Below are 21,218 nucleotides of genomic sequence, written 5' to 3'. Positions count from 1 at the left end.
GCGAGGATTCCGGCGGTACGAAGCGGTTCACGGCCTCGCGAGGGTACGGCGGTTCACGGCTCCGCGAGGGTTCACGGCCGCACGACGGCTCGACGGCACACGACGGTTCACGGCCGCACGGCGGTTCACAACCGCGCGACGCTTCGCGGCCGCGCGAGGCGGAAACACGACACTCCGGCGTGGTCCCGGCACCAAGTGAGCCTTACCTCACAGGACCGGCGCACGGGCCGCGTTCTACGCTGGAAGGCGCACCGCCAATGGAGGCGGTGCGCCGTCTTGCCGAGTGAGGAATGGCCCCCATGCCAGAGTTTGCGTACTCCGATCTGCTCCCCCTGGGAGAGGACACCACGCCCTACCGCCTGGTGACCTCCGAAGGTGTCTCCACCTTCGAGGCCGACGGCCGTACGTTCCTCAAGGTCGAGCCGGAGGCGCTGCGCAAGCTGGCCGCCGAGGCGATCCACGACATCCAGCACTTCCTGCGCCCGGCCCACCTGGCGCAGCTGCGGCGGATCATCGACGACCCGGAGGCCTCGGGCAACGACAAGTTCGTGGCGCTCGACCTCCTCAAGAACGCCAACATCGCCGCCGCCGGCGTCCTCCCCATGTGCCAGGACACGGGCACGGCGATCGTCATGGGCAAGCGCGGCCAGAACGTGCTGACCTCGGGCCGCGACGAGGAGGCCCTGTCGAAGGGCGTCTACGACGCGTACACCAAGCTCAACCTGCGGTACTCGCAGATGGCCCCGGTCACCATGTGGGAGGAGAAGAACACCGGCTCGAACCTGCCCGCGCAGATCGAGCTGTACGCGACGGACGGCGGCGCGTACAAGTTCCTCTTCATGGCCAAGGGCGGCGGCTCCGCCAACAAGTCCTTCCTCTACCAGGAGACCAAGGCGGTCCTGAACGAGGCCTCCATGATGAAGTTCCTGGAGGAGAAGATCCGTTCGCTCGGCACGGCGGCCTGCCCGCCGTACCACCTGGCGATCGTCGTCGGCGGCACCTCTGCCGAGTTCGCGCTCAAGACGGCGAAGTACGCCTCCGCGCACTACCTGGACGAGCTGCCCACCGAGGGCTCGGCCGAGACCGGCCACGGCTTCCGCGACAAGGAGCTGGAGGAGAAGGTCTTCGAGCTGACGCAGAGGATCGGCATCGGCGCGCAGTTCGGCGGCAAGTACTTCTGCCACGACGTCCGCGTCGTCCGGCTGCCCCGCCACGGCGCCTCGCTGCCCGTCGCCATCGCCGTCTCCTGCTCCGCCGACCGCCAGGCCGTCGCGAAGATCACCGCCGAGGGCGTCTTCCTGGAGCAGCTGGAAACGGACCCGGCGCGCTTCCTCCCGGAGACCGAGGACGCGCACCTGGAGGCGGGCGAGGTCGTGAAGATCGACCTCAACCAGCCGATGGACGACATCCTCGCCGAGCTGACCAAGTACCCGGTGAAGACCCGGCTGTCCCTCAGCGGTCCGCTGGTCGTGGCGCGCGACATCGCGCACGCCAAGATCAAGGAGCGCCTGGACGCGGGCGAGGGGATGCCGCAGTACCTGAAGGACCACCCGGTGTACTACGCGGGCCCCGCGAAGACCCCCGAGGGGTACGCCTCCGGTTCCTTCGGTCCGACCACGGCGGGCCGGATGGACTCGTACGTGGAGCAGTTCCAGGCGGCGGGCGGCTCGAAGATCATGCTGGCCAAGGGCAACCGCTCGAAGCAGGTCACGGACGCCTGCGGCTCGCACGGCGGCTTCTACCTGGGCTCGATCGGCGGCCCGGCGGCCCGTCTCGCGCAGGACTGCATCAAGAAGGTCGAGGTCGTCGAGTACGAGGAACTCGGCATGGAGGCGGTCTGGAAGATCGAGGTCGAGGACTTCCCGGCGTTCATCGTCGTCGACGACAAGGGCAACGACTTCTTCCAGAACCCGGCCCCCGAGCCGACGTTCACGCACATCCCGGTGCGGGGTCCCGGCCTCGGCTGATTCCCTTCCGCTCTCGCGAAGCCCTCGTCCCCGGGTGAGTTCCTGAGGACGGGGGCTTCGTCGCTCTCCGCTCAGAAAGTCGCTACCGACTGGTAGCCCTTCCGACGCCTACTGGCCAGTATGGGTCGCGAGCATGTCAACCACTGAGCCGGTCGACCACTCGGGAGCCCCCCATGCCCTCCACCCCCCTCCGCAGGCGCGCCGCCGCCGGAACCACAGGCGCGCTCGCCCTCACCGCCTTCCTCCTCGTCGGCCCCGCGCCCGCCGCCTCCGCGGCCGACCCGGACACCCACGTCACGTCGACCGCCGCCGTCAAGGACGTCGACTACGCGACCTGGCGCCGTGACGTGGCCGCCGTGGTCGCCGAGGCCCGCCCGTACGTCGAGCGGCGCTCCGAGGACGCCGGCCGGGAGAAGCAGGCGATCGTCCTCGACATCGACAACAGCTCCCTGGAGACGGACTTCCACCCCTTCTGGGAGCTGCCGACCCCGGCCATCGCGGACGTGCGCGGCCTCGTCCGCGACGCCCACGCGCGCGGGGTGGACGTCTTCTTCGTCACCGCACGGCCCGGCATCCTCCACTCCCTCACGGACTGGAACCTGAAGCAGGCCGGCTATCCGGTCGACGGTCTGTACGTGCGCTCCCTGCCGGACCTGTTCGCCGAGGTCGGCGCGTACAAGACGGCGAAGCGCGCCGAGATCGAGGCCAAGGGCTACACGATCATCGCGAACATCGGCAACAACACCACCGACCTGGTCGGCGGCCACGCCGAGCGCACCTTCAAGCTGCCGGACTACGGCGGCAAGCTCTCCTGACGGGCTCGCCTGACGGGCTCGCCTAACGGGTGAGGCGGAAGTCAAGGCGTGAGTAGTCCCCGTCCGGGGTCGAGCGGATGGTGCCGCGCACGTCCTTGAAGTCGCCCGTTCCGCCGGTGACGGCGATGTCGAACGCGGCGGGCGACTGGTCCGACGGGTTGACCGAGAGGAGCGTCTGGCCGGCGATCTGCCCACCAGGGCCGCCGGTCAGCACGAACGTGCCCACGCACTGCAGGTCGCTCGGGTTCCCGGCGCGCGCCACGGTGCAGGTCACGCCGTCCCGGCCGACCTTCTCGCCGCCCTTGGTCCTGAACAGGTCGTCGGCGAAGGCGAAGGAGTCCCCGACCTTGGGCGCCGAAGGGCTCTCGTCCGGCTGCTCGCCCGGGACCTCCTTGGCGTAGAGGGTGAACTCGAGGTCCACGGCCTGGGGAGCGGCGGACACCGGGGCGACGGCGCTGAAGGCGACGGCCGCGACCGTGCAGGCGCCGAGGGCGCCGATCCTCCTGAAGCTGCGGAACATGTCCTGCCTCCTGTGATCGGGAGTTCCCCCCTGGGGCGTCCCACCCGCTTCACATTGTCCGGCGCCCGCCGCTGCTCCGCCCGTCCGGCGCGGCCCCGGCCCGGAGCTACGCTGACGCGCATGAGACACCCGATACGGACCCCGGCCCCGCTCACCGCCGCGCTGGCGGCGGGGCTGCTGCTGACCGGCTGCGGCGGTCCCGAGCCGCTGCCCGGGGTGTCACAGGGTCCGCGGCCTTCGGCGGCGCCGGCCACGACCGCACCGGTGGCCACGAAGGCACCGGCGGTCGCGGCGGCGGGGACGACCGTCGGCGGGCCGGGGACGGCCTGCGTGCTGCCCGTCTCGTTCGCGCTCGCGGAGCGGTGGGAGCCGAAGGCGGTCGAGAACCCGGAGAACCCGGAGTTCGTCGAGCTGACCCGCCAGGGTCCCGCCTTCATCCGCTGCGAGGTGAACGCCGACGCGGCCGGGCACCTCGGTTTCCTGCGGGTGTGGACGGCGGCCGGGAAGGGGCCCGCCAGGGCCGCCCTCGAAGGCTTCGTGAAGGGTGAGGAGAGCGACTCGAAGGCCGTCTACAAGGAGACCGTGGCCGGCACGCTGCCCGTCACGGAGGTGACGTACACGGTCGTGAGCAAGCTGACGGAGGAGCCGAAGGAGCAGCGGGCCTTCGCCGTCGCGACCCCCAAGGGGACGGCGATCGTGCACCTCGGCGGGTTCGACACCGATGAGCACCGGGCGATGCTCCCGGCGTACGAGCTGGCCCGTACGACGCTCAAGGTGCTCTGAAGCCGCACCCGTACGCGAAGCAAAGCCCCGTGGCCCCCGTCCGTGTGCCGGACGGGGGCCACGGTTCCTCCCCGCCGTGACGGGAGTTACGCGAACTTCTGGTTCGCCGAGCCGTCGCAGCTCTGGAGCCGGATCTGCTGCTTCGCCGCGCTCTGGGTGAGGCAGAGGGCGGTCGCGGCGGCGGGCCGGATCGTGGCGCCGTCACGGACGAACTTCTGGTTGGCGCCGCCGTGGCAGTTCCAGACGAGGATCGCCGTGCCCGCCGCGTACGAGCCGCCCGGCACGTCGAGGCAGCGGTCCTGGGTCAGCCCGGTGTGGACGGTCTGCCGGGCGGAGTCGTGCCACCAGACCTGGTTGCGGCCGCCGTGGCAGTCCCAGCCGAACACCCGGGTGCCGTTGGCGCTCTGGGCGCTGTCCACGTCGAGGCAGTTGCCGGTCGCCGCGTTCTTCAGCGGCTTGTACGCGTCGTCCCAGGCGAGCGGGAAGAGGGTCGGCTTCCCCGTGGAGTTCACGTCGGCGCAACTGGCTTCACGGGTACCGGCGTTGTAGATCTGGGTGAGGCAGGACGCGAAGGCGGCGTGCCCGCGCGCGTTCGGGTGGAAGGACTGCCGCACCGAGTTCTCGTCCGGGGTGCCGGGCTTGGAGAGGTCGATGTAGAGGCCGCGGGCCCAGGGGTCCTCCATGCAGACCTCGTGGCCGTGGAAGAGCCGCGAGTTGTCGAGGTAGACGGCTCCGGTGGAGGCGGCGGCCGCGCGCATCCCGCGTTCGAAGGCGGGGACGGCGGTGTTGCGGCCCCAGACGGTGTCGGAGTCGTAGCCGAGTCCGCCGCAGCTCAGCTTGCCGGGGAAGTTCGGGTTGTCGTGGAAGTCGGGGCCGATGGGGCTGGGGTAACCCATGAGGACGAGCTTGTAGTCGCCGTCGGTGTATCCGGCGTCGCGCATGACGGTCCTGAGGTCGCGCACGGTCTGCTCGACCTTGGGGACGAGGGCGTCGACGCGGGCCTGCCAGCCGGGGGCGTACTTCGGCTCGCAGGCGCCCTGGAGGAGCAGGTAGCGGGTGACGCAGTCGGTCATGACGGGGCCGAACTGCAGGTCGTCGTTGGCTCCGGCGACGAGCAGGACCATCTTGATGCGGGTGTTGCGGGCCTTGACGGCGAGGCTGTCGCTCTGGACGAGCTCGTCGGCGTACTGCTTCGAGCCGCCGATCCGGATGTTGCCGGTGTACGCGCCGGAGCACGAGACGTTGAAGGTGAGGTCCGCGGGGATCCCGGTGCGGTGGATGGCGGCGTCGGGCGAGCGGTGGCACCAGTTGGTGGGGCCGTTGGTGGGGGGCTCGTAGGTGCCGACGCCCTCGCCGGAGATCTCGCTGTCGCCGAGCGAGATCAGGCCGGTCCTGCGCTGGGCGAGCGGGCGTTCCTCGGGGCTGCCGTAGATCCTGGTGGCCTCGGCCGCCCGGATCGCCTCGAGCTCGGGCGGAAGGGGTACGGAAGCGGTCACCGCCGCGGTGCCGGTGCCGGCGGCTCCGGCGGGAGCGGCGGCGGTCATCGTGCCGAGCGCGGCGGCGGCCGCGGCGACGACGGCGATGGGCCAGCGGAGTCTGTACCTGGTGCGCCTCATTGCGCCTCCTGGAAGTGGGGTTACCCACGGTTTTTACTGGCCGGTACGCGTGTTGGGAATACATCGAACAAGACAAGTGCTCATCTTTTTCGGGGGGTTCGGGGTTCGCCCCCCGAAGAACTTCGGGGTTCTCCCCGAGGAGCACCGTGCGGAAGGCTGGGAAGATGAACGACGCAGAGGGCTACCGGACCGAACACGACTCCATGGGCGAGGTGCGGGTGCCCGCACACGCCAAGTGGCGGGCCCAGACCCAGCGGGCGGTGGAGAACTTCCCCGTCTCGGGCCAGCGCCTGGAGCGCGCCCACATCGAGGCCCTGGCCCGGATCAAGGCCGCCGCCGCCCAGGTCAACGCGGACCTCGGGGTGATCGACCGGGACCGCGCGGAGGCCATCGCCGCGGCGGCCGCGGAGGTCGCCGAGGGACGTTGGGACGAGCACTTCCCGGTGGACGTCTTCCAGACCGGCTCCGGCACCTCGTCCAACATGAACACCAACGAGGTGCTCGCCACCCTCGCCACCGAGCGGCTCCCCGAGGGCCGCGAGGTCCACCCCAACGACCATGTGAACGCCTCGCAGTCCTCCAACGACGTCTTCCCCTCCTCCATCCACATCGCGGCCACCGGAGCCGTCACCCGCGACCTGATCCCCGCCCTCGACCATCTGGCCGCGTCCCTTGAGCGAAAATCGGCCGAATTCGCGACGGTCGTGAAGTCGGGCCGTACGCATCTGATGGACGCCACCCCGGTCACCCTCGGCCAGGAGTTCGGCGGCTACGCGGCCCAGGTCAGGTACGGCGTCGAGCGGCTGCGGGCCGCACTCCCCCGGCTCGCCGAACTCCCCCTCGGCGGTACGGCGGTGGGCACCGGCATCAACACGCCGGCCGGCTTCTCGGCGGCCGTCATCGCGGAGGTCGCCCGCGCGACCGGCCTGCCGCTGACCGAGGCCCGCGACCACTTCGAGGCACAGGGCGCCCGCGACGCCCTGGTGGAGACGTCCGGGCAGCTCCGTACGGTCGCCGTCTCCCTCACCAAGATCGCCAACGATCTGCGCTGGATGTCCAGCGGACCCCGCACGGGCCTCGCGGAGATCAACCTCCCCGACCTCCAGCCCGGCTCGTCGATCATGCCGGGCAAGGTCAATCCGGTGATCCCCGAGGCGGTCCTCATGGTCGCCGCGCAGGTGACCGGAAACGACACCACGGTGGCGGTGGCGGGCGCGGCCGGGAACTTCGAGCTCAACGTCATGCTGCCGGTGATGGCGAAGAACCTCCTGGAGTCGGTACGACTGCTCGCCAACGCCTCCCGGCTGCTCGCCGACCGCACGGTGGACGGGATCACCGCCAACGTCGAACGGGCCCGGGAGTACGCCGAGTCCTCGCCGTCCGTGGTCACCCCGCTGAACAAGTACATCGGCTACGAGGAGGCCGCCAAGGTCGCGAAGAGGTCCCTCGCCGAGCGGAAGACCATCCGCGAGGTGGTCATCGAGTCCGGGTACGTGGAGCGCGGCGACCTCACGGTCGAGCAGCTGGACGAGGCGCTCGACGTGCTGCGGATGACCCGTCCGTAGGTCCGGGGCCTCCCCGTACGGCCGACCGGCCGGAGACGGCCCCTTCGTGATCCGTACCGCAGCGAACGCGGGAGCGCGCCCCTAAGATCTGCGCATGACAGGATCGGACGGCTCTCAGCACTGGGCGCCGGGGGAGCACATCCTCTGGCGCTACCGCGGCAACGGCACCGGAGCGGTGCACATCTGCCGGCCGGTGACGGTCGTGCGGGACACCCCCGAGCTGCTCGCCGTCTGGATGGCGCCCGGCACGGAGTGCGTCCGCCCCGTGCTCGCCGACGGCACGCCCGTGCACGAGGAGCCGCTCGCCACCCGCTACACCGCCGCGCGCACCACGGAGCGCGCGCGGTGGTCCGGCAGCGGGGTGCTGAAGCTGGCGCGGCCCGGCGACCCGTGGTCGGTGTGGCTGTTCTGGGAGCGCGGCTGGCGCTTCCGCAGCTGGTACGTGAACCTGGAGGAGCCGCGGGTCCGGTGGTCCGGCGGCGTCGACTCCGAGGACCACTTCCTCGACATCTCCGTCTACCCCGACCGCAGCTGGCTGTGGCGGGACGAGGACGAGTTCGCGCAGGCCCAGCGGTCCGGTCTGATGAGCCCGGCACAGGCCGCGCGGGTGCGCGAGGCGGGCCGGCTTGCGGTGGAGCGGATCAGGGCGTGGGGGGCGCCGTTCGCGGACGGCTGGGAGGACTGGCGGCCCGATCCGTCCTGGCGGGTTCCGCGGCTGCCCGCCGACTGGGACCGCACTCCGGCGCACACGGCACCGTGAGACCCTTGATGCGCCCCCGGGGTTCAAACGTAGGATCGTCCTCCGCACGGCAGAGGCGGATCGAACGGCACGTCAGAAGGGCGGGACGGCACGTCGGACGGATCGGACGGCACGTCGAAGACCGAGCACAGCGCAGGAACTGACCAGAAGTCATCCACGAGGGGGAGAGCAGTGCCGGACGTCTGCCCGGGTGTTCCCACCCCCGCCGTTGCCGCGACTCGCGGGGCCTCCACATCCGCCGTACACAAGGGGTTTATCCCCGCCGAAGGCGCGGCATCGGCGAGAAGAGCGAGTGCATCGCACCACCGGCCCGGACGGACGGAATCCCACGCGTGACGGAGCATCCCACCTCCCACGAAGGCCGGCAGCCCCTGGCTGCCCGGCCGCAGGAACGCGCGCGCCCTCGCCAGGAGGCGGCGGCCGGCCTGCCCTCCGACCTGCCCGCCCAGGCGGGCGGGCCGGCGACCCCCGGCACGGACACGCCACCGGCCGGCGGCGTGCCGACGGCACCTCACCCCGCCGGCGTCCCCGGCACCGTCGCGGTCGCGGTGTCCGCGCAGCACCCCGGCGGCACCCGGGGCGGGGACACCGCCGCGCGCCGCGAGGGCGAGCGGCTGCGGTTCGTCGGGGCGGCGACCCGGCGCATCGCGCGCGGCATCGACCTGGACGAGATCGTGCTCGGCCTGTGCCGGGCCACCGTGCCGACCTTCTCCGACGAGATCCTGGTCTATCTGCGCGACCCGCTGCCGGTGGGCGACGAGCGCCCGGTCGCGCCGTTCGTGCTACGGCTCCGCCGCACCGACCGGCTCCGGTTAAGCGATCTGGAGGGCGAGGAGCTCGTCCTCGTACCCGATCCCGACCCGACGCCCGCGGCCGAGCTCTGCGAGGTGCGGTCCGGTGGTGCGCTCGCCGAGGTACTGCGCGGGGTGCGGCCGGTGTTCGGCGACTCCGCGGCCGCCAAGACCGCGCTGAGGGAGCTGCTCGGCCCCGAGCACCCGCTGCCCGGCGGGCTGCGGGCGGTCCTCGCCCCGCTGCGCGGCCGGCGCCGGGTGATCGGCGCGGCCGTCTTCCTGCGCCGTCCCGAGCGGGCCGGTTTCGAGCCGAACGACCTTCTGGTCGCGGCGCAGTTGGCCACGCACACCGCGCTCGGCATCGACAAGGCCGTGCTCTACGGGCGTGAGGCGTACATCGCGGACGAGCTCCAGCGGACGATGCTGCCGGACTCGCTGCCGCAGCCGACGGGGGTCAAGCTGGCCTCGCGCTATCTGCCGGCCGCCGAGACGGCCCGGGTGGGCGGTGACTGGTACGACGCGATCCCGCTGCCCGGCAGCCGGGTCGCGCTGGTCGTCGGCGACGTCATGGGCCACTCCATGACCTCGGCGGCGATCATGGGCCAGCTGCGCACCACCGCGCAGACCCTGGCGGGCCTCGACCTGCCGCCGCAGGAGGTCCTGCACCATCTGGACGAGCAGGCGCAGCGGCTCGGCGAGAACCGGATGGCCACCTGCATGTACGCGGTGTACGACCCGGTCTCGCACCGGATCACCATCGCCAACGCGGGCCATCCGCCGCCGATACTGCTCCACCTCGGCGGCCGCGCCGAGGTGCTGCGGGTGCCGCCGGGCGCGCCGATCGGGGTCGGCGGGGTGGACTTCGAGGCGGTCGAGCTGGACGCGCCCGCCGGTGCCACGCTGCTGCTCTACACGGACGGCCTGGTCGAGTCCCGGCTGCGGGACGTGTGGACCGGCATCGAGCAGCTGCGGGAGCGCCTCGCGGCGACCGCGCAGCTCACGGGTCCTGACCACTCGCCGCCCCTGGAGGCGCTCTGCGACGACGTCCTCGACATGCTGGGTCCCGGTGACCGGGACGACGACATCGCGCTGCTCGCGGCCCGGTTCGACGGCATCGCGCCGAGCGACGTGGCGTACTGGTTCCTGGAGCCGGAGGACGCGGCCCCGGGGCGGGCCCGGCGGCTCGCCCGGCGGGCGCTCGCCCGCTGGGACCTGGAGGAGCTGACGGACTCGGTGGAGCTGCTGATCAGCGAGGTCGTGACGAACGCCGTGCGGTACGCGGAGCGGCCTGTGACCCTGCGGCTGCTGCGGACGGACGTGCTGCGCTGCGAGGTCGGCGACGACTCTCCGCAGCTGCCCCGGCAGCGGCGGGCGCGCGACACCGACGAGGGCGGGCGCGGCCTGTTCCTGGTGAACCGGCTTGCGAGGCGGTGGGGTGCGACCCGGCTCTCGGGCGGCAAGGTGGTCTGGTTCGAACTGGCCACCCGCGGCTGACCTGCCCGCGGCCGGGTGCACCCGCGGCCGACCGGCCCGGCGGGCGTTCCCTGGCCGCGCGTACCGGACAGTGACGAAGGCCGGACCCCTCGGGGGGTCCGGCCTTCGTCGTGTCCCTGCCGCAGTCCTGCCGCGACCTGCCGCGGTCCTACCGTGTCGAGCGGGTCGTGGGGGATCCGGCGTCGGGTTCGGCGCCCGGGTCCGGCGGCTCGATCGACGGCGGCGGAGAGGGCTCGTCGGTCATCGTCGGCTTCCGCGTGGGCGTGGGCGGCGTGGTGACCGGGTCCCGCGTCGGCTCCGGCGGCGTGGTGGCCGTCGTGGTCGGCGGGGGCGTCGGGTCCGGGGACGCCGTGGTCGGGTCCTCGGTCGGCTCCTCGGGCGCCTCGGTCGTCCGGGTGGGCTCGGGGTCCGGCTCCGTGGGGGCCCAGTCGTCGGTCTCCAGATCGAAGGAGGCGTCGGAGCCGCCGCCCAGCGCGCGGGTCGTGTAGTCGCCCCAGATCTGGGCGGGCCTGCGGCCGCCGTTGGCGCGGCCCTCCTCGATGGTGTCGGTCAGGGTGGTCTGGGTGCCGTCGGGCTTCTCGCCGAAGAGGGCGACGGCGGTGACGATTTCGGGGGTGTAGCCCACGAACCAGGCGGAACGGTTGTTCTCGGAGGTGCCGGTCTTGCCGGCGGCCTCGTAGTCACCGGCGGCGCGGAAGCCGGAACCGTTCTGCACGACTCCCTGCATGGCCTTGGTGACGGTGTCGGCGGCCTCGCGGCTGATGACCTGGTCGCCGATCCCCTTCGTAGGGGTGACCGTGCGGTCCCTGTGCTCGGCGGCCTTCACGAGGGTCGGGGTGACCTTCTTGCCGTGGTTGTCGAGCGTGGCGTACACACCGGCCATGTCCAGGGTGGAAGCGCCCATGGTGCCGAGGGACATGGCGGGGGTCTCGCCGAAGTCCGCGCCGTCCTTCATGCCGAGGGCGAGGGCGGTCTTCTTGGTCTCGGCCTCGCCGACGTCGACGATCATCTGGGCGTAGACCGAGTTGATGGAGCTGTTGGTGGCCTTCTGGACGGTGACGGGGCCGTAGCTGCGGTCGTCCTCGTTCTCCGGCGCGAAGGCGATGTCGCTGCCCACGACCTCGCGCCGGCTGTCACCGTCGTAGACGGTGCCGAGACCTATCTTCCGCCCGTCCTGGGTCTCCGCGCCGGTGTCGATCGCGGCGGCGAGGACGATCGGCTTGAAGGTGGAGGCGGGCTGGTAGTCGCGGCGGGTCGCGTTGGACGTCCAGTGCTGGGTGGCGCCGACGCCGCCGTACATGGCGACGATCGCGCCGGTCTTCGGATCGACGGAGGTGGCGCCGGCCTGGACGGTGGCGTCCCTCTTGTCGCCCTCGCGGTCGAGCTTGGACTCCAGCTGCTCGTCGACGGCCTTGACGAGGTCCTTCTGCTTCTTCTCGTCGATGTTGAGGGTGATGGTCCAGCCGCCGGCCTTGATGTCCTCCTCGCTGACGCCCTGGCGCATCAGCTCCTGGTTGGCGGCCTCGACGATGTAGCCGGTCTGGCCCTCCATGCCGGGGAGCGGCTTGGGCTTCTGCGGCACGGGGAACTTCATGGCGGCGCGCTCGGACGCGGGGAGCCAACCCTCGCCGACCATGTTGTCGAGGACGTAGTTCCAGCGCTCCTCGACGAGCTTGCGGCCGGTGGCGCTCGCGGAGGTCCAGTCGTACTGGTTGGGCGCCTGGAGCAGCGAGGCGAGGTAGGCGCCCTGGGCGGTGGTGAGCCGGGTGGCGTCGACGCCGTAGTACGAGCGGGCGGCGGCCTGGATGCCGTAGGCGGAGCGGCCGTAGTAGCTGGTGTTCATGTAGCCGGCGAGGATGTCGCTCTTGCTCATCTGCTCATCGACCTTGATGGCGATGACCATTTCCTTGAGCTTGCGCGTCGCCGTCTGGTCCTGGCTCAGGTAGAAGTTCTTGACGTACTGCTGGGTGATGGTCGAACCACCCTGCTTGCCCTTGCCGGTGACGGTGGACCAGGCGGCGCGGGTGATGCCCTTGATGTCGACGCCGTTGTCCTTGTAGAAGGTCTTGTTCTCCGCGGCGACGAACGCCTTCTGGACCGGCTGGGGGATCTTCTCCAGGCCGACGATCTCGCGGTTGATCTCGCCGGTGCGGGCGAGGATCTTGCCGTTGGAGTACTTGTAGATGTTGCTCTGCATCGTCGCCTCGGCGTTGGCCGTCGGCACCGGGACCATGAGGTAGACGACGTACAGGGCGCCCATGGCGATCAGGCAGCACACGAAGAACGTGCCCAGGAGCTTCTTCCAGGAGAAGAAGCGGCGCAGACCGCGTTTCTTCGCCTTGCCCGTGTCCGGTCGGCCCATGTGTCGTGTCGCTCCACTCGTCGTGTGTCCCGGCGCGCGGTCCGTGCCCCGCCCGCGCCGGGTCGGCTCAGCTAGTCAGCTAAACCGACGATGCGGACAAAGGACAACCGATCACGTCTTTTACGGACGTGAGAATCAGCACCCCTGCCCAGAGGAACCGACGCCCGGGCGGACCGGATGGTTGCGTGAAGGGCGCCTTCCGTTTGGCGCGAGTCCTGGTACGCCCCTTGACGCGAGTCGCTATACATCGCGCGTATACACACCGTGTACAGTGATGGGCATGTCCATCGGTCACACCCTCCTGGGACTCCTGGAGTCCGGCCCGCGCCACGGCTACGACCTCAAGCGCGCCTTCGACGAGAAGTTCGGCCACGACCGGCCGCTGCACTACGGCCAGGTCTACTCGACCATGTCCCGGCTCCTGAAGAACGGCCTCGTCGTCGTCGACGGCATCGAGGCGGGCGGCGGCCCGGAGCGGAAGCGGTACGCCATCACCGAGGCCGGCGTCACCGATGTCGCCCGGTGGCTCACCACTCCCGAGAAGCCGGAGCCGTACCTCCAGTCCACGCTCTACACCAAGGTCGTCCTGGCCCTGCTCACCGGGCGCGGCGCCGCCGAGCTGCTCGACACCCAGCGCGCCGAGCACCTGCGCCTGATGCGCGAACTCACCCGGCGCAAGAAGGACGGCGACCTCGCCGACCAGCTGATCTGCGACCACGCCCTCTTCCATCTGGAGGCGGACCTGCGCTGGCTGGAACTGACCGCCGCCCGGCTCGACCGGCTCGCCGAGGAGATCCGCCGATGAGCTCCGCTCCGCTTCTCCGGGCCACCGGCCTCGACAAGGCCTACGGCCCCACCCCGGCCCTGGCGGGCGCCTCCTTCTCGCTCCGGGCCGGCGAGGTCGTCGCCGTCATGGGCCCCTCCGGCTCCGGCAAGTCGACCCTGCTGCACTGCCTGGCCGGAATCGTGCGCCCCGACGCGGGCACCATCACCTACGACGGCCGCGAGCTCACCGCGCTCTCCGACACCGCGCGCAGCTCCCTGCGCCGTACCGACTTCGGCTTCGTCTTCCAGTTCGGCCAGCTCGTCCCCGAGCTGACCTGCGCGGAGAACGTGGCCCTCCCGCTCCGTCTCAACGGCGAGAAGCGGAAGGCCGCCGAGGCCAGGGCCGTCGAATGGCTGGCCCGCCTGGAGGTCGACGACACCGCGGGCAAGCGCCCCGGCGAGATATCCGGTGGCCAGGGGCAGCGCGTCGCCGTCGCCCGCGCGCTCGTCACCGCACCGCGGGTGATCTTCGCCGACGAACCGACCGGCGCCCTCGACTCCCTCAACGGCGAGCGGGTCATGCGGCTCCTCACCGACGCCTCCCGGGACACCGGCGCCGCCGTCGTCCTCGTCACCCACGAGGCCCGGGTCGCCGCGTACTCCGACCGCGAGATCGTCGTACGCGACGGAGCCGCGCGGGACGCGGAGTGGGCGGCATGACCCTCCGCACCTGGGCCCGCGACCTGGCGCTCGGCGCCCGGTTCGCGACCACCGGCGGCCGCTCCGGCCGGCTCCGCACCGTACTGACCGCGACCGGCGTCGGCTTCGGCGTGGCCCTGCTGCTGCTCGCCGCCTCCTTCCCGAACATGCTCTTCCAGCGGGAGGTGCGGGAGTCGGTCCGCGCCGTCGACGGCAGCGAACAGGTCACCTCCCCCCGGCCCGACTCCTTCCTCCACCTCGGCCTCACCACCGCCTACCGGGACGACGTCATCAGCGGGCTGCTGCTGCGCCCCGAGGGCGACGCGCCCCCGGTCCCGCCCGGCGCCACGGCGTTCCCCAAGGCCGGCGAGATGCTGGTCTCCCCCGCGCTCGGCGAACTGCTCGACTCCCCCGAGGGCGCCCTGCTCGAGAAGCGGATCCCCTACAAGGCCGTCGGCACGATCGGGCAGGCCGGACTCATCGGCCCGGCCGAACTGCGGTACGTCGCCCACGTCGACTTCCTCGACGCCGAGAACCTCGACGGGCGCGGCATCCGCTACGGCTGGTCGGTGCCCGAGGAACCGATGAACGCGTTCCTGATCCTCCTCGTCGTCGTCGCCTGCGTCGTCCTGCTCCTCCCGGTGCTCGTCTTCATCGCGACCGCCGTCCGCTTCGGCGGCGAGCAGCGCGACCGGCGGCTCGCCGCGCTCCGGCTCGTCGGCGCCGACACCGCCACGACCCGGCGGATCGCGGCCGGAGAGTCCCTCGCGGGCGCGCTGCTCGGCCTGGCCGTCGGCCTCGGACTCTTCGCGGTGGCCCGGGAGTTCGCCGGGGTCTTCACCATCTGGGACGTCAACGCCTATCCCTCCGACGTCGTACCGATGCCCGCGCTCGCCGCGCTCGTCCTCGCCGTCGTGCCCGTCGCCTCGGTCGTCGTCACCCTCTTCGCGCTGCGCGGGGTGGCGATCGAGCCGCTCGGGGTCTTCAGGGCCTCGACCCCGCGCCGCCGCCGGCTCTGGTGGCGGCTGCTGCTCCTCGCGGCCGGCGCGGCCCTGCTCGTCCCGCTCATGGGCGACGTCCAGGTGACCCAGACCGGCATCGACACCGTGAGTGTCGTGGCCGGCACCACCCTCGCCCTGATCGGCCTCACCACGCTCCTGCCGTGGCTGGTCGAAGCGGCGGTGAAGCGGCTGCACGCGGGCCCGGTGGCCTGGCAGCTCGCCGTCCGCAGGCTCCAGCTGAGCAGCGGCAGCGCGGCCCGCGCCGTCAGCGGCATCGTCGTCGCGGCGACCGGGGCGATCGCCCTCCAGATGCTCTTCCAGGCCATGGAGAACGACTTCACGCAGGTCACGGGCGAGGACACGTCCCGCGCGCAGATCGCGATCGGCGCCGACGCCGGGACCGCCGCCGAGGCCCGCGGGATCATCGAGCGCGTCGAGCGGACCGAGGGCGTCAGCGGGGTGATCGGCACCGTCGAATCGCACGTCTGGCGGCCGGGACCGCTCAAGGACGGCGAGGAGTTCGCCCCGATGGCCTCGCTCAGGGTCGGCGACTGCGCCTCCCTCGCGGAGTTCGCCGTGCTGCCCTCCTGCGCGGACGGCGACGTCTTCGTCTTCCTGGCGCACGGCGCGCAGGGCAACCCGGACGACAGCCACGTCACCAGGACCGCGCGGCCCGGCACCACGGTCGCCCTGCGCGACCCGCATCCGCACCCGAGCGAGCCGAAGCGCCCCGAGGGCGCCCCGCTGCCGCAGTGGCGCATTCCGGCCACCGCCCGGGTCGTGGACTCCCGCCCCGACCCGACGGGCATGTACCAGTACGGCGTCCTCGCCACCCCGTCGGCGATCGACAGCGGCCTGCTCGACCGGCCCGACGCGCAGGTCATGGTCCGGCTCGACCCGGCCGTGCCGGACGCCGCCGAGCACGTACGGAACACGGCGGCGGCCATCGACCCGACGACCTGGGTCCGCGCCCTGGAGGACACCCAGCGGGACGCGGCCTTCTCCAGCGTCCGCACCGGCATCCTGGTCGGCTCCACCCTGACGATGCTCCTGGTGGCGGCCTCGCTCCTGGTGGCGACCCTGGAACAGCTCAGGGACCGCAAGCGGCTGCTGTCCTCACTCGTCGCCTTCGGCACCCGGCGCTCCACCCTGAGCTGGTCGGTGCTGTGGCAGACGGCGGTGCCGATCGTCCTCGGTCTCGTCCTCGCCGTGGCCGGCGGGCTCGGCCTCGGGGTCGTCCTGCTCGGTACGGGGGGCCAGGCGGTCGGCGACTGGTGGGTGTTCCTGCCCGTCGTCGGGACCGGGCTCGCGCTGATCGCGGCCGTGACGCTGCTGAGCCTGCCGGTCCTGTGGCGGCTCATGCGGGCGGACGGGCTGCGCACGGAGTAACTCTCCGGGCTGATGTGCGAGAAGGTGGGCGGGTGGTTCCTGGGACCGGGGGGTCTCAGGAACCACCCGCCCACCGGCGTACGTGACCAAGGAGCCAGCTGCCCAACGGCGTGCGCACCTCAGGGAGTCGAAGCCTCAGGAACCCGTCGCCGCCTCAGGGAGCCGGCGCGCCTCGGAACCCGTCGCCGCCGCGCCCAGTACCCGTACCGGAAGCTCCCCCATGGCCTCGCGCAGGGCCGTCGCGAGTTCCTCGAACTCGGCGTGCCGGGCCGCGCCCGTCCGCATCGCGAGGGCGATCCGCCGGGCCGGGGCGGGTTCGGCGAAGAACCCCGTCCACAGGGCGTCGTTGCGGGCGGTCTCGACCGTGACGGCGGTGCGCGGCAGCAGGGTCACCCCGAGACCGCCGGCCACCAGCTGGACAAGCGTGGCGAGCCCCGCGGCGGTGGTGGTGACCTCGGCGCCGTCGGTGCGCCCGGCCTCTCGGCAGATGTCGAGTGCCTGGTCGCGCAGACAGTGCCCCTCGTCGAGGAGCAGCAGCCGCTGCTCCCTGAGGGCCTCGCGCGGGATGTCGTCCCGCCCGGCCAGGGGGTGACCCTCCGGGGTGACCAGGACGAAGTCCTCGTCGAAGACGGGGAGTTCGGTGACGCCGGGCACGCCGAGCGGTACGGCGAGCAGCAGCAGGTCGAGCCGTCCGGCCGCGAGCCCCTCCAGGAGCGAGGAGGTCTGCTCCTCGTGGACCTGGAGGTCGAGGTCCGGGTAGCGCCGGTGGACCAGGCGCAGGACCGTCGGCAGCAGGTAGGGGGCGACGGTCGGGATCACGCCGAGCCGCAGCACCCCGGTGAACGGGGCCTGGGCCGCCTCCGCCTCCTCCATCAGTTCCACGACCGCGTCGAGGACCACCCGTGCGCGGACCGCGAGCCGTTCCCCCGCGGGCGAGAGGAGCACCTTCCTCGTCGTACGCTCGAGGAGCTGGACACCGAGTGCCTCTTCGAGTGCCGAAACCGCGCCCGAGAGCGCGGGCTGGCTCATGCCGATGGCGGCCGCCGCGTCGCGGAAGTGCAGATGCTCGGCGACCGCCGCGAACGCCCTGAGCTGCGAGAGGCTCGGTTGTTTTCCCCGGGTCGGGCCGTGCGGGGAGCTGTACGGGGATGCCACTGATAACCACCTTCGATCAACACGACCCACTCTAGCTATTTCACTGATCAATGCACTCCGTGCCATGCTGTGATCTCGTCCAACCCCCACGGAAGACCCCAAAAGGGACCCTTCCTGTTCGCAAGGAGAGCGCGTGCTCACTGTCGGTGACAAGTTCCCCGCCTACGACCTGACCGCCTGCGTGTCGCTGGAGAGCGGCAAGGAGTTCGAGCAGATCGACCACAAGTCCTACGAGGGCAAGTGGCGCGTGGTGTTCTTCTGGCCGAAGGACTTCACCTTCGTCTGCCCCACCGAGATCGCCGCCTTCGGCAAGCTGAACGACGAGTTCGCGGACCGCGACGCCCAGATCCTCGGCGTCTCCGGCGACTCCGAGTTCGTGCACCACGCCTGGCGCAAGGACCACGCCGACCTGCGTGACCTGCCCTTCCCGATGCTGGCCGACTCGAAGCACGAGCTCATGCGCGACTGCGGCGTCGAGGGCGAGGACGGCTTCGCCCAGCGTGCCGTCTTCATCGTGGACCCGAACAACGAGATCCAGTTCACCATGGTGACCGCCGGCTCCGTCGGCCGTAACCCCAAGGAGGTCCTGCGGGTCCTCGACGCCCTGCAGACCGACGAGCTGTGCCCGTGCAACTGGAACAAGGGTGAGGGCACCCTCGACGCCGCCGCCCTCCTCTCGGGCGAGTAAGGGCGAGGTATCCGACATGGCTCTCGATGAACTGAAGTCCGCCATACCGGACTTCGCCAAGGACCTGAAGCTGAACCTCGGTTCGGTCATCGGCAACAGCGAGCTGCCGCAGCAGCAGCTCTGGGGCACCGTCCTCGCCTGCGCGATCGCCTCGCGCTCGCCGAAGGTCCTCAAGGAGCTGGAGCCCGAGGCCCAGGCCAACCTGAAGCCCGAGGCGTACCAGGCCGCCAAGTCCGCCGCCGCGATCATGGCGATGAACAACGTCTTCTACCGGACCCGGCACCTGCTGTCGGACCCCGAGTACGGGACGCTGCGCGCCGGTCTGCGGATGAACGTCATCGGCAACCCGGGCGTCGAGAAGGTCGACTTCGAGCTGTGGTCGCTGGCCGTCTCCGCGATCAACGGCTGCGGCCAGTGCCTCGACTCGCACGAGCAGGTCCTGCGCCAGGCCGGTGTCGACCGCGCCACGATCCAGGAGGCCGTGAAGATCGCCGCGGTGATCCAGGCGGTCGGCGTCACCCTCGACGCGGAAGCGGTCCTCGCCGAGTAGGGCGTGACCGTACGAGCCGTACGAGAAGGGCCCCGGGGCACATCGCCCCGGGGCCCTTCCGTCGTGCGGCCCGGCTACTTCTTCAGTGCGGCCATGAGGGCAAGCATGTCCTGGCCGAGCGGGATCTCGATCCCGTCGAGGTCGATCTGCTCGGTCCCCGGCGGGGGCTCGCCGTTCTCGTTCCAGCTGGCCATCGAGGTGAAGGAGATCTCGATCTCCACCTGGCCGTCGAGCACCAGGAGCTCCGCTCCGAAGTCGCTGGTCTGCTGGTAGGCCTTCTCCCCCAGCCCGGCGTACGGCTCCATGTCGAACCGCTTGGCGCGGGCGTCGAACTCGGGTCCCGGATCGGTCACGAGGTGCCGGGTGTACGTGACGCTCCCGGAGTAACCGGTCTCGGGCGACCCGAACAGCAGCGGGCAATGCTGCAGTTCCAGCGCCGGATCGTGGGTCCGTTCCGACAGGTTCTCGGGGTACCGCTTGCCCAGGATGGTGCCGAGCGCCCCCAGCTTGGCCGTCTGGCAGAGGTCCTCCACGGACTTGTATCCCCGCATGTCCGGCCCCGGCTGCTCCCTCTGCCCGTACGCGTAGAGCCCGCCGCCCCACACCGCCGACGCCAGCACCGCGCCGCCGAGCGCCCACAGCCAGGGGCGGCGGGCCCGGGGCGGGCGGGGCTTCGGCCTCTCGGTGAGGACCTCGGTGGTGACGAAGGCGTCACCGCCGTCGAGCTCCGGCTCGGATATCACGTGCTCTTCTCCCCCTTGTCGGCCGCCGCGCCCGGTGCCGGGGTCGGGGCCACTTCGAACGCGGTCGCGCCGCGCGGTTCCGGTGTGCTGCGCAAGGCCTGTTCCGTGCTGTACGCGCGGAGGTAGCCGACCGCGGTGTTGGCGACGGCGACCAGCGGGACCGCGACGACGGCGCCGCCGATGCCGGCGGTCAGACCGCCGGCCGCGACCGCGAGGACGACGGCCAGCGGGTGGACCCGTACCGCGCGTCCGAGGATGAAGGGCTGGAGGACGTGGCCCTCGATCTGCTGCACGGCGAGGACGACGACGAGCACCATGAGGGAGGTGAAGAGACCGTTGGTGACGAGGGCGACGACGACCGCGAGGGCGCCGGAGATCACCGCGCCGACCAGTGGGATGAAGGCGAACAGGAAGATGAAGACGGCGAGCGGCACGGCCATCGGCACTTCGAGGAACCAGAGCCCGAGTCCGATGAAGACGGCGTCGATGAGGGCGACGAGCACCGTGCCCCGCACATAGGCGGTGAGGGTGCGCCAGGAGCGCGGGCCGGCGCCGGCGACGCCCGGCCGGGCCTGGGCGGGGACCAGCTTCAGCGTCCACTCCCACACCTTCTTCCCGTCGTAGAGCAGGAAGAGCGTCGAGAACATGGCGAGCAGGATGCCGGTCATCGTCTCCACGACGACCGTGACGCCCTGGAGCCCGACCTGGGTGATCTGCTCGGCGTTGGCGCCGACGGAGTCGCTGAGGTTCTTCGCGATGGCGTTGATCTGCTGCTCGGTCACGTGGAACGGGCTGTTGAGCAGCGCGAGCTTGAGTTCCTCGATGCCGTTCCTGACCTGGTCGGACAGGTTGTCGATGTTGTCCATGACCTGCCAGACCACGAACCAGCCGACCAGGCCCATCACGACGAAGCCGGAGACGGCGGTGACGGCGGTGGCGAGGCCCCGGGGCAGGCCCTTCCTGCGCAGCATGGCCACGGTGGGCTGGAGCAGGGCGGTGACGAGCAGCGCGGCGACGAAGGCGAGGACGACCAGCTGGACGGAGCTGATCACCTTCATCAGGACCCAGACCGTCCCGGCGAAGACCAGCAGGCGCCAGCTCGCCTCGGCCGCGACGCGCATGCCCCAGGGGATCGCGGCGACGGGGTCGGGCCGGGCGGCGACGGCCGGTGCGTACGAGGGGGGCGCGGGGACGGAAGGGGCCGGCTCGGCGGTCGCGGCGCCGGTGGCGGCCGCCGGGATCGGAGCCGCGGATTCCGGTTCCCTGTCGGGGCGGGCCGGCGCGGCCGGGGCGCCGGGGGTCAGGCCGGCCGGACGCTCCCCGGGGGTCTCGTACGGCGACCGGACCGGGTCCTCGCGCTCGGCCTCGGCCCGGCGCTCCTCGAGGCGTTCACCCATACGACTCAGGCTTTCGCCCAGTCGGCCCAGCCACCCTGGCACTCTCGCCATCTCTTTCCTCTTCCCCCGCCCCACTCTGCCCCGCTCGGGTCCGCCCCGCTCACTCCCCCGCGTGCCCATGGGGATTCGAACCTACACGCAAGGAGCCCCTCACCGTA

At 71.6% G+C, this 21,218-nt stretch carries 17 protein-coding genes; 11 read left to right on the top strand and 6 right to left on the bottom strand.

Features of this window, described 5'->3' with window-relative positions; genetic code table 11:
- Window positions 1-290: 290 nt before the first annotated feature.
- Together ACFWUY_RS05985 and ACFWUY_RS05980 are read left to right on the top strand one after the other, a co-directional pair.
- On the top strand, window positions 291-1,967 hold the full coding sequence (locus ACFWUY_RS05985; RefSeq protein ID WP_384102504.1) for a fumarate hydratase: 1,677 nt from the start codon (window positions 291-293) through the stop codon (window positions 1,965-1,967).
- A 173-nt stretch (window positions 1,968-2,140) separates the two neighbouring features.
- Complete coding sequence (locus tag ACFWUY_RS05980; protein ID WP_384102502.1) at window positions 2,141-2,782, top strand: HAD family acid phosphatase; 642 nt, start codon at window positions 2,141-2,143, stop codon at window positions 2,780-2,782.
- 22 nt (window positions 2,783-2,804) lie between these two features.
- Here the strand turns inward: ACFWUY_RS05980 and ACFWUY_RS05975 are convergent, their stop codons facing one another.
- Window positions 2,805-3,302, bottom strand: coding sequence for a hypothetical protein (locus tag ACFWUY_RS05975; RefSeq protein WP_384102500.1), 498 nt, complete (start codon window positions 3,300-3,302; stop codon window positions 2,805-2,807).
- A 120-nt stretch (window positions 3,303-3,422) separates the two neighbouring features.
- Here ACFWUY_RS05975 and ACFWUY_RS05970 point away from each other — a divergent pair, with 120 nt between their 5' ends.
- The gene (locus ACFWUY_RS05970) at window positions 3,423-4,085 is read left to right on the top strand and encodes a lipoprotein (protein WP_384102498.1); all 663 of its coding nucleotides are present in this window, start codon (window positions 3,423-3,425) and stop codon (window positions 4,083-4,085) included.
- An 86-nt stretch (window positions 4,086-4,171) separates the two neighbouring features.
- On the opposite strand, the gene ACFWUY_RS05965 is transcribed toward ACFWUY_RS05970, so the two are convergent.
- Window positions 4,172-5,701, bottom strand: coding sequence for a ricin-type beta-trefoil lectin domain protein (locus ACFWUY_RS05965; RefSeq protein ID WP_384102496.1), 1,530 nt, complete (start codon window positions 5,699-5,701; stop codon window positions 4,172-4,174).
- A gap of 164 nt (window positions 5,702-5,865) precedes the next feature.
- On the opposite strand from ACFWUY_RS05965, the gene ACFWUY_RS05960 reads away from it, so the two are divergent.
- The 3 genes from ACFWUY_RS05960 to ACFWUY_RS05950 all read left to right on the top strand — a co-directional run bounded on the left by ACFWUY_RS05960 (window position 5,866) and on the right by ACFWUY_RS05950 (window position 10,311).
- Window positions 5,866-7,266 carry a class II fumarate hydratase gene (locus ACFWUY_RS05960; RefSeq protein ID WP_384102494.1) on the top strand — a complete coding sequence of 467 codons (1,401 nt, stop codon included), beginning with the start codon at window positions 5,866-5,868 and terminating at the stop codon, window positions 7,264-7,266.
- 94 nt (window positions 7,267-7,360) lie between these two features.
- Window positions 7,361-8,026, top strand: coding sequence for a DUF402 domain-containing protein (locus tag ACFWUY_RS05955; protein WP_384102492.1), 666 nt, complete (start codon window positions 7,361-7,363; stop codon window positions 8,024-8,026).
- Between the two features lie 332 nt (window positions 8,027-8,358).
- Window positions 8,359-10,311: a SpoIIE family protein phosphatase gene (locus ACFWUY_RS05950; protein ID WP_384102490.1), complete on the top strand. Its 1,953-nt coding sequence runs from the start codon at window positions 8,359-8,361 to the stop codon at window positions 10,309-10,311.
- 148 nt (window positions 10,312-10,459) lie between these two features.
- Here ACFWUY_RS05950 and ACFWUY_RS05945 read toward each other — a convergent pair whose 3' ends face one another.
- Window positions 10,460-12,673 carry a transglycosylase domain-containing protein gene (locus tag ACFWUY_RS05945; RefSeq protein WP_384102488.1) on the bottom strand — a complete coding sequence of 738 codons (2,214 nt, stop codon included), beginning with the start codon at window positions 12,671-12,673 and terminating at the stop codon, window positions 10,460-10,462.
- 280 nt (window positions 12,674-12,953) lie between these two features.
- Between ACFWUY_RS05945 and ACFWUY_RS05940 the strand changes: the two genes are divergently transcribed.
- From ACFWUY_RS05940 to ACFWUY_RS05930, 3 genes are read left to right on the top strand one after another with little or no spacing between them, the layout of a single operon-like run.
- The gene (locus ACFWUY_RS05940) at window positions 12,954-13,478 is read left to right on the top strand and encodes a PadR family transcriptional regulator (RefSeq protein WP_384102485.1); all 525 of its coding nucleotides are present in this window, start codon (window positions 12,954-12,956) and stop codon (window positions 13,476-13,478) included.
- Window positions 13,475-14,158, top strand: coding sequence for an ABC transporter ATP-binding protein (locus tag ACFWUY_RS05935; RefSeq protein WP_384102483.1), 684 nt, complete (start codon window positions 13,475-13,477; stop codon window positions 14,156-14,158). Before ACFWUY_RS05940 ends, ACFWUY_RS05935 begins: the two co-directional genes overlap by 4 nt.
- On the top strand, window positions 14,155-16,527 hold the full coding sequence (locus tag ACFWUY_RS05930) for an FtsX-like permease family protein (RefSeq protein ID WP_384102481.1): 2,373 nt from the start codon (window positions 14,155-14,157) through the stop codon (window positions 16,525-16,527). Before ACFWUY_RS05935 ends, ACFWUY_RS05930 begins: the two co-directional genes overlap by 4 nt.
- Window positions 16,528-16,662: 135 nt before the next feature.
- Here the strand turns inward: ACFWUY_RS05930 and ACFWUY_RS05925 are convergent, their stop codons facing one another.
- On the bottom strand, window positions 16,663-17,682 hold the full coding sequence (locus ACFWUY_RS05925; protein WP_384102478.1) for a hydrogen peroxide-inducible genes activator: 1,020 nt from the start codon (window positions 17,680-17,682) through the stop codon (window positions 16,663-16,665).
- Between the two features lie 133 nt (window positions 17,683-17,815).
- Between ACFWUY_RS05925 and ACFWUY_RS05920 the strand changes: the two genes are divergently transcribed.
- The gene (locus tag ACFWUY_RS05920) at window positions 17,816-18,370 is read left to right on the top strand and encodes a peroxiredoxin (protein ID WP_360808941.1); all 555 of its coding nucleotides are present in this window, start codon (window positions 17,816-17,818) and stop codon (window positions 18,368-18,370) included.
- A gap of 16 nt (window positions 18,371-18,386) precedes the next feature.
- Window positions 18,387-18,920 carry an alkyl hydroperoxide reductase gene (locus ACFWUY_RS05915; RefSeq protein ID WP_073809246.1) on the top strand — a complete coding sequence of 178 codons (534 nt, stop codon included), beginning with the start codon at window positions 18,387-18,389 and terminating at the stop codon, window positions 18,918-18,920.
- 74 nt (window positions 18,921-18,994) lie between these two features.
- On the opposite strand, the gene ACFWUY_RS05910 is transcribed toward ACFWUY_RS05915, so the two are convergent.
- Both ACFWUY_RS05910 and ACFWUY_RS05905 read right to left on the bottom strand, forming a co-directional pair.
- Window positions 18,995-19,663: a hypothetical protein gene (locus ACFWUY_RS05910; RefSeq protein ID WP_384102475.1), complete on the bottom strand. Its 669-nt coding sequence runs from the start codon at window positions 19,661-19,663 to the stop codon at window positions 18,995-18,997.
- A complete protein-coding gene (locus ACFWUY_RS05905; RefSeq protein WP_384102473.1) occupies window positions 19,660-21,111 on the bottom strand; it encodes an AI-2E family transporter in 1,452 nt (483 codons plus the stop codon). Before ACFWUY_RS05905 ends, ACFWUY_RS05910 begins: the two co-directional genes overlap by 4 nt.
- Window positions 21,112-21,218 lie beyond the last annotated feature (107 nt).

It is taken from the genome of Streptomyces sp. NPDC058664, assembly GCF_042716635.1.
Lineage (GTDB): Bacteria > Actinomycetota > Actinomycetes > Streptomycetales > Streptomycetaceae > Streptomyces.
Note: the sequence above shows the minus strand (reverse complement) of the source record. Positions and strands in the feature narration are given on the sequence as shown.

Bases quoted from the DNA above. Each gene is read 5' to 3' on its own strand.
- ACFWUY_RS05985 (WP_384102504.1), top strand. From the start codon at position 291: ATGGCCCCCATGCCAGAGTTTGCGTACTCCGATCTGCTCCCCCTGGGA.
- ACFWUY_RS05980 (WP_384102502.1), top strand. From the start codon at position 2,141: ATGCCCTCCACCCCCCTCCGCAGGCGCGCCGCCGCCGGAACCACAGGC.
- ACFWUY_RS05975 (WP_384102500.1), bottom strand. From the start codon at position 3,302: ATGTTCCGCAGCTTCAGGAGGATCGGCGCCCTCGGCGCCTGCACGGTC.
- ACFWUY_RS05970 (WP_384102498.1), top strand. From the start codon at position 3,423: ATGAGACACCCGATACGGACCCCGGCCCCGCTCACCGCCGCGCTGGCG.
- ACFWUY_RS05965 (WP_384102496.1), bottom strand. From the start codon at position 5,701: ATGAGGCGCACCAGGTACAGACTCCGCTGGCCCATCGCCGTCGTCGCC.
- ACFWUY_RS05960 (WP_384102494.1), top strand. From the start codon at position 5,866: ATGAACGACGCAGAGGGCTACCGGACCGAACACGACTCCATGGGCGAG.
- ACFWUY_RS05955 (WP_384102492.1), top strand. From the start codon at position 7,361: ATGACAGGATCGGACGGCTCTCAGCACTGGGCGCCGGGGGAGCACATC.
- ACFWUY_RS05945 (WP_384102488.1), bottom strand. From the start codon at position 12,673: ATGGGCCGACCGGACACGGGCAAGGCGAAGAAACGCGGTCTGCGCCGC.
- ACFWUY_RS05940 (WP_384102485.1), top strand. From the start codon at position 12,954: ATGTCCATCGGTCACACCCTCCTGGGACTCCTGGAGTCCGGCCCGCGC.
- ACFWUY_RS05935 (WP_384102483.1), top strand. From the start codon at position 13,475: ATGAGCTCCGCTCCGCTTCTCCGGGCCACCGGCCTCGACAAGGCCTAC.
- ACFWUY_RS05930 (WP_384102481.1), top strand. From the start codon at position 14,155: ATGACCCTCCGCACCTGGGCCCGCGACCTGGCGCTCGGCGCCCGGTTC.
- ACFWUY_RS05915 (WP_073809246.1), top strand. From the start codon at position 18,387: ATGGCTCTCGATGAACTGAAGTCCGCCATACCGGACTTCGCCAAGGAC.
- ACFWUY_RS05905 (WP_384102473.1), bottom strand. From the start codon at position 21,111: ATGGCGAGAGTGCCAGGGTGGCTGGGCCGACTGGGCGAAAGCCTGAGT.